The sequence below is a fragment of the Idiomarina piscisalsi genome (assembly GCF_003987095.1).
Classification (GTDB): Bacteria; Pseudomonadota; Gammaproteobacteria; order Enterobacterales; family Alteromonadaceae; genus Idiomarina; species Idiomarina piscisalsi.
The window spans coordinates 1-2,435 of sequence record NZ_PIQA01000022.1; the positions used below are offsets into that span (position 1 = coordinate 1).

Sequence of the window (2,435 nt, forward strand, 5' to 3'; positions counted from 1 at the left end):
TTAGTTCAGGGGAAAGGTCATGGGCTCTCATTTGCTGAGCAAGACACTGTCATAAACGCAGTCAAATCATTCTTCGAGTAAATAATATGATTTTTCTAATAACTGGAGGCGCGGGCTTTATTGGCTCTGCTGTTATTCGCTTTATTCTTAAAAACACAGATAACAAAGTGGTCAATATTGATAAGCTTACATATGCGGGGAATGTCGATAATTTGAAAGGCTTCACAGAATCGGAGCGATATCAATTTAAGCAAATAGATTTGTGTGATCCAAATGCCCTCAAAAATGTGTTTAAAGACTATCAACCGAATGTGGTTATGCATTTAGCAGCAGAGAGTCACGTCGACCGTTCGATTGATGGTCCTGCTGAATTTATTCATACCAATATTTTGGGGACTTATAACCTACTTGAGGCTGCCAGAGAGTATTGGAGTAATCTGCCTTTAAATGAAAAGGCAACTTTTAAATTCCATCATATATCGACTGATGAAGTTTACGGTGATCTACCCCATCCCGAGGATGAGGCAGACGCTAGTGGCTCTTTATTTACAGAGACGACGGCTTACGCGCCGAGTTCTCCATATTCCGCCAGCAAAGCAAGCTCAGATCACTTAGTCCGGGCGTGGTTCCGGACATACGGCTTACCGACGGTTATTACGAACTGTTCGAATAATTACGGTCCTTTTCATTTTCCGGAAAAGCTTATTCCGTTGATGATCCTTAATGCTCTGGAAGGCAAAGAGCTACCTATTTACGGCAAAGGCGACCAGATTCGCGATTGGTTATATGTTGAAGATCATGCAAAAGCACTTTATACAGTCGCGACTAAAGGTGAAATTGGTGAAACTTATAATATCGGTGGTCATAACGAAAAGCGTAATATAGACGTTGTGGAGACAGTTTGTAATGTTTTACAAGAATTAGCTCCTCCGGCAACGAGAAAGCTTTGTATTAGTCACTATAAAGAGCTTATGACTCATGTCGCAGACCGCCCGGGACACGATCGCAGATACGCAATAGATGCGACTAAAATAAAGCAAGAGCTAGGTTGGATGCCCGCTGAAACGTTTGAATCAGGGATAAGAAAAACTGTTCAATGGTACCTTGATAATCAAGAATGGTGCCGACGCGTTCAGGACGGTTCATATCAACGCGAACGTTTGGGAGTAAATTAATGAAAGGAATCGTGCTAGCTGGCGGATCGGGAACTCGTTTACACCCTATAACGATGGGGGTATCTAAGCAGTTATTACCTATTTACGATAAGCCAATGATTTATTATCCACTCTCGGTACTGATGTTAGCGGGAATTAATGAAATTTTAGTCATTTCTACACCAGAGGATTTACCGCAATACCGAAAGTTACTTGGTAATGGTGAACAATTTGGTATTCAGTTGTCCTATGCGGAACAGCCAAATCCAGATGGCTTGGCTCAGGCTTTTATTATTGGTGAGGACTTCATAGGAGAGGATTCGGTCTGTTTAGTCTTAGGTGACAATATTTTCCACGGCCAGTCTTTTTCTGAGCAACTGCGGAGAGCCGCCTCTCGCCCCTCAGGCGCAACGATCTTTGGCTATTGGGTAACTGATCCAGAGCGTTTTGGTGTTGTTGACTTCGATAATAAAGGGAAGGCGATCTCAATTGAAGAGAAGCCAATGCAACCCAAGTCGAACTATGCGGTTACCGGGCTTTACTTTTATGATAATGATGTCATTGAGATAGCCAAAAGCGTAAAACCTAGTGCAAGAGGTGAACTAGAAATCACCAGCGTCAATAATGCCTATTTGAAACGGGGCACGCTGAATGTTGAAAGGCTAGGTAGGGGGTTTGCTTGGTTAGATACTGGTACACACGATTCATTGCTTGAAGCTAGTAGTTATGTTCAGACATTCGAACATCGACAGGGACTTAAAATCGCCTGTTTGGAGGAAATTGCATGGCGGCAGGGATGGATAGATAAGAAGTATCTGAGAGAGAAAGGGGAAGAATTGCACAAAACTGGCTACGGACAGTATCTAATTAGTCTATCTTGCTAAATTCGGCCGTGTCGATTAAATGATGTTCAAATCCTTTGATAACTCCAGCTGGTCCAAGAAGCCTATTGCTCCCTCTTTTCTATATAAGACCAATGGCAAGCGGTGGATGGCCATATGTACCCACAGCAATGGCATCTGATGTTGCCCCTCACCTTGAGGTCTTTGATGCCGGCAGTCGTGCTTGGCTGTTTAAAAAAGGCGATGCCGAGAGCTTTAAAACGACCTTGGAAGCTATGCTGAATGCTTCACCAGAAGTGTGTGCTGAAAAAACAAAAGCAGCATTAGCTGCGGTTAACAAGCAATATGTGTGGAAAAAATCGCTCAAGCCGCTTTTAGATGTTTTAAAGGAAAGTGTACAAGGACATAGGCTAAACCAATGAACATATTAGTCACAGGC

At 42.9% G+C, this 2,435-nt stretch carries 3 protein-coding genes; all 3 read left to right on the forward strand.

The genetic code is table 11. From position 1 onward, the window contains the following. Positions 1-86 precede the first annotated feature (86 nt). The 3 genes from rfbB to CWI73_RS12475 all read left to right on the forward strand — a co-directional run bounded on the left by rfbB (position 87) and on the right by CWI73_RS12475 (position 2,418). A complete protein-coding gene (gene rfbB / locus CWI73_RS12465; RefSeq protein WP_126753075.1) occupies positions 87-1,175 on the forward strand; it encodes a dTDP-glucose 4,6-dehydratase in 1,089 nt (362 codons plus the stop codon). After that, complete coding sequence (rfbA, locus tag CWI73_RS12470) at positions 1,175-2,038, forward strand: glucose-1-phosphate thymidylyltransferase RfbA (RefSeq protein ID WP_126753076.1); 864 nt, start codon at positions 1,175-1,177, stop codon at positions 2,036-2,038. The genes rfbB and rfbA overlap by 1 nt, the downstream gene beginning before the upstream one ends. A gap of 128 nt (positions 2,039-2,166) precedes the next feature. After that, the gene (locus CWI73_RS12475; protein ID WP_126753077.1) at positions 2,167-2,418 is read left to right on the forward strand and encodes a glycosyltransferase; all 252 of its coding nucleotides are present in this window, start codon (positions 2,167-2,169) and stop codon (positions 2,416-2,418) included. Positions 2,419-2,435 lie beyond the last annotated feature (17 nt).

Bases quoted from the DNA above. Each gene is read 5' to 3' on its own strand.
- CWI73_RS12475 (WP_126753077.1), top strand. From the start codon at position 2,167: ATGGCATCTGATGTTGCCCCTCACCTTGAGGTCTTTGATGCCGGCAGT.
- rfbB (WP_126753075.1), top strand. From the start codon at position 87: ATGATTTTTCTAATAACTGGAGGCGCGGGCTTTATTGGCTCTGCTGTT.
- rfbA (WP_126753076.1), top strand. From the start codon at position 1,175: ATGAAAGGAATCGTGCTAGCTGGCGGATCGGGAACTCGTTTACACCCT.